This is a genomic window from Daejeonella sp., assembly GCF_044342615.1.
Lineage (GTDB): Bacteria > Bacteroidota > Bacteroidia > Sphingobacteriales > Sphingobacteriaceae > Daejeonella.
The window spans coordinates 1-3,680 of sequence record NZ_JBIIPN010000200.1; the positions used below are offsets into that span (position 1 = coordinate 1).

At 36.8% G+C, this 3,680-nt stretch carries 4 protein-coding genes and 1 pseudogene; all 5 read left to right on the forward strand.

Annotation, left to right across the window (positions count from 1 at the left end; genetic code table 11):
• Positions 1-193 (forward strand): annotated as a pseudogene (locus ACIQ0D_RS12220) (cyclic pyranopterin phosphate synthase MoaA); the annotation flags it as partial.
• 96 nt (positions 194-289) lie between these two features.
• Positions 290-1,483 carry a gephyrin-like molybdotransferase Glp gene (gene glp, locus ACIQ0D_RS12225; protein ID WP_395806014.1) on the forward strand — a complete coding sequence of 398 codons (1,194 nt, stop codon included), beginning with the start codon at positions 290-292 and terminating at the stop codon, positions 1,481-1,483.
• A gap of 9 nt (positions 1,484-1,492) precedes the next feature.
• The gene (locus ACIQ0D_RS12230; RefSeq protein ID WP_395806016.1) at positions 1,493-2,227 is read left to right on the forward strand and encodes a sulfite exporter TauE/SafE family protein; all 735 of its coding nucleotides are present in this window, start codon (positions 1,493-1,495) and stop codon (positions 2,225-2,227) included.
• Between the two features lie 10 nt (positions 2,228-2,237).
• Positions 2,238-2,471 (forward strand): MoaD/ThiS family protein, encoded by a 234-nt coding sequence (locus tag ACIQ0D_RS12235; protein ID WP_395806018.1) that lies wholly within the window; start codon positions 2,238-2,240, stop codon positions 2,469-2,471.
• 2 nt (positions 2,472-2,473) lie between these two features.
• A complete protein-coding gene (gene moeB, locus ACIQ0D_RS12240; RefSeq protein WP_395806020.1) occupies positions 2,474-3,589 on the forward strand; it encodes a molybdopterin-synthase adenylyltransferase MoeB in 1,116 nt (371 codons plus the stop codon).
• Positions 3,590-3,680 lie beyond the last annotated feature (91 nt).

A 3,680-nucleotide genomic window follows, 5' to 3' on the forward strand; every position in this document is an offset into this window, starting at 1 on the left:
GAAAAATTGCCTCTTTTCACAAAAAGAAACGGATTTACTTAGCGCACTTCGTAATGGAGAGGATGTTTTACCACTCATCCAAAAAAGTATCGCTTCAAAAGCGAAGGAACTCGGTGGTCAATTCACGAAAGACTTTGAGAAAATTCAAGCTGAAGACATTCAAAATCGCAGCATGATTAGTATTGGTGGCTAAAATTTCAGATATTTTTATAATCCTAGCAGCCAATTCAAGCTTTGCTAATCATCAATTTTTTATCGAAATTCACAGCATAATAAGAAAAACAGCCAGATGCCCAAAGAGTTAATACCTGTTTCTGAAGCAAAAAAACTAATTGAAGAGCATATCGAAGCAAACAGTCCCATTCAATTTCATTTAAACGAAGCAGCAGGTTTAATCCTTGCTGAAGATCTATTTTCTTTGAGCGATTTGCCAGGATTCAATCAATCTTCCATGGATGGTTATGCACTAAACTTCGAGGAATGGCAAAAACACCAGGAATTACTCATTGACGGCGAATCGCAAGCAGGATTAGCCGATTTAAAGCCCCTAAAGCCTCAAAGTGTCCGCCGTATATTTACCGGTGCAGCAGTCCCGCCTGGTGCAGATACCGTTGTAATGCAAGAAAAAACGAGCATCTCCAATGGTAAATTAAGCATTACAGATTCACAATTAGTGAAAGGTCACAATGTTAGATTTCAAGGCTCAGAAGCTAAAGCCAATGAAATGGCGCTCGAGAAAAATTCGTATTTAAGTCCAGCGGCTATTGGATTTATCGCCGGACTAGGAATCAACCAGATATTAGCCTATCCACAACCCAGTGTAAGCATTATTCTAACCGGGAATGAATTACAATCACCAGGAAAGCCACTTCAATTAGGACAGGTTTATGATGCCAACTCCTTTGCCTTGAAAGCAGCCTTAAATCAGATAGGTATCACAAAAATTAATATTTTATCGTCAGAGGATAATTTAGAGATTCTTTCTTCAGTATTAAAAAGTGCTCTAAACCAAAGTGATTTGGTTTTACTTACAGGGGGCGTAAGTGTAGGAGATTATGATTTTGTAGTTCAAGCGACTAAAGAAAATAAAGTTGAGCAAATATTCCACAAAATAAAGCAGAAACCTGGGAAGCCACTTTTTTTCGGTAAAAAGGGCAAAAAATACATATTTGGCTTACCTGGAAATCCCGCATCGGTATTAAACTGCTTTTATGAATATGTGTATCCAGCCATTGGGATTTTAAATAATAGTAAGAAAGATCTTATCAAAATTCAAGCGCCACTCAGCAAATCACAAAAAAAAGCATCTGGTTTAACTCAATTTTTAAAAGGATATTTTGATGGTAAAATGGCACATGATCTAAAGGCGCAAGAATCATTTAGGTTAAGCTCTTTTGCCAAGGCAAATTGCTTGATCAAACTAGATGAAAATCAGACAGAATTTACTGAGGGTCAATTAGTTGAAATACACCTCTTGCCTTAATAAATAGCAATGGAAAGCATTTATATTTTTTATATGTTACTTTTTATTGTTGCATTTCTATATGCTTCTGTTGGACATGGTGGTGCCAGCGGTTATTTGGCATTAATGGCAATCTATGCTGTAAGTCCCGAAGTAATGAAACCCACTGCACTCCTACTCAATCTCTTTGTATCGCTTACCGCATTCATACAATTTTACCGTGGGAAGCATTTTAAATGGCCAATTTTCCTTCCACTAGCCCTAGCATCTATCCCAATGGCGTTTTTAGGTGGGATGATTAGTTTAGATGCCGAGATTTACAAAAAAGTACTGGGATTACTCTTACTCATTCCAGTTTTCAGATTCCTTCTTTATAAAAATAATCCCGCACAAGATTTACAAAAAAACACCATTTTTCTATCCATTTTGATTGGTGCAGGAATAGGTTTCCTTTCGGGATTAATAGGCATTGGGGGCGGAATTATACTTTCGCCGGTATTATTATTGTTGCGCTGGACTGACCAAAAACAAACTGCCGCTATCAGTGCATTATTTATTTTCGTAAATTCGTGTTCGGGATTAGCGGGTCATCTATATAAAGGCATCAACTTTAGTCCGGATATGATCAGTTATGTTGGCATTGCCTTTGTCGGCGGACTACTAGGTTCTTATTTAGGGTCCTTGAAATTCAATCAGACTATATTGAAGAACACCTTAGCAATTGTGCTTTTGGTGGCGGGAATAAAACTAATTTTCACATCTTAAAAGCTTAAATATGAAAGTTGAACTTACGCTTTTCGGACAGTTGGCGGATATCGCCGGAAGTCCAAAATTCCACCTTCAAGATATTCCTGACACGGATACACTTCAAAAGAAAATTCATGAAATGTATCCCGAATTGGCAAATATGAGCTATAGCATTGCTGTAAATAAAAAGACTATTCATGAAAATACAGTTTTTGATGGAGATGCAAATGTGGCATTACTACCACCTTTTTCTGGAGGATAAATATGAGCAAAGCAAGTAAAAATGAACGATATGCCCGACAAATATCCTTGAAAGAATTAGGCGAAGCCGGACAAGAAAAATTAAAAAATGCCAAAGTCTTGATTGTTGGTGCTGGAGGCCTTGGATGCCCAGCAATGATGTATCTCGCGGGTGCAGGGATAGGTAATTTGGGCATAGTCGATTTTGATTTAGTAACATTGAGCAACCTCCACCGACAAATTTTATTTTCTGTAAATGATATCGGGCAATCAAAAGCAAAGCGAGCGGCAGAAGTATTGAAACAGATAAATCCGGACATTGAAATACATGTATTTAATGAAGAATTAAACAATAACAATGCATTGAATATTTTATCGGGCTTCGATATCATTCTAGATGGAACAGATAATTTTTCGAGCCGCTACTTGATAAATGATGCTTGTGTACTGCTCAATAAAACACTCGTTTATGGCGCTATTTCACGATTTGAGGGGCAATTAGCTGTTTTTAACAGCGCAAAATCAAGACCTGATGTTAAAGTGAATTACCGCGACCTTTTCCCACTAGCTCCCGCAGATCATGAAGTGTTAAACTGTGCCGAAGCAGGTGTTATTGGGGTATTGCCTGGCATTATTGGTACTATGATGGCCAATGAAACCATCAAATTGATAACTGGAATTGGTGAAGCATTAATCAACCGACTACTCACCTACAACTCTTTAAATAACCAATTTTTTGAATTGGAATTGACTCCAAGAGCGGAAACAAATAAAATGATTCCTAAGGGAATTAACGAATTTGAATCCTTTAATTATGAAGGTTTTTGCAAAATAAATTCAACATTCGATTTGTCTTATGAGAATTTTGAGCCTATGATCAAGAACGGTAATATTCAAATTATAGATGTTCGTGAAAGTGGAGAAACACCTGATATTGAACATATTAGACATATAAATATCCCATTAAGTAAATTAAAAGAACAAATTCCAGAGATTGATGCGGAAACCATAGTACTTTTATGTCAAACAGGTAAACGCAGCAAGGTAGCGGCCGAAATTTTGAGCCAACATTATGGTAAATCACGCAAAATATTTAGCCTTAAATATGGAATCGCCGGATTGCAAAAAGAAAATAATTAGGTATGTCAGAAAGAAAAATTAAAAATATTTTTAGTCAGGGGCCAATTCCTGCCACATTTATTGCTGAAAGCATACAAAAGCATAGTTCGCA

Bases quoted from the DNA above. Each gene is read 5' to 3' on its own strand.
- glp (WP_395806014.1), top strand. From the start codon at position 290: ATGCCCAAAGAGTTAATACCTGTTTCTGAAGCAAAAAAACTAATTGAA.
- ACIQ0D_RS12230 (WP_395806016.1), top strand. From the start codon at position 1,493: ATGGAAAGCATTTATATTTTTTATATGTTACTTTTTATTGTTGCATTT.
- ACIQ0D_RS12235 (WP_395806018.1), top strand. From the start codon at position 2,238: ATGAAAGTTGAACTTACGCTTTTCGGACAGTTGGCGGATATCGCCGGA.
- moeB (WP_395806020.1), top strand. From the start codon at position 2,474: ATGAGCAAAGCAAGTAAAAATGAACGATATGCCCGACAAATATCCTTG.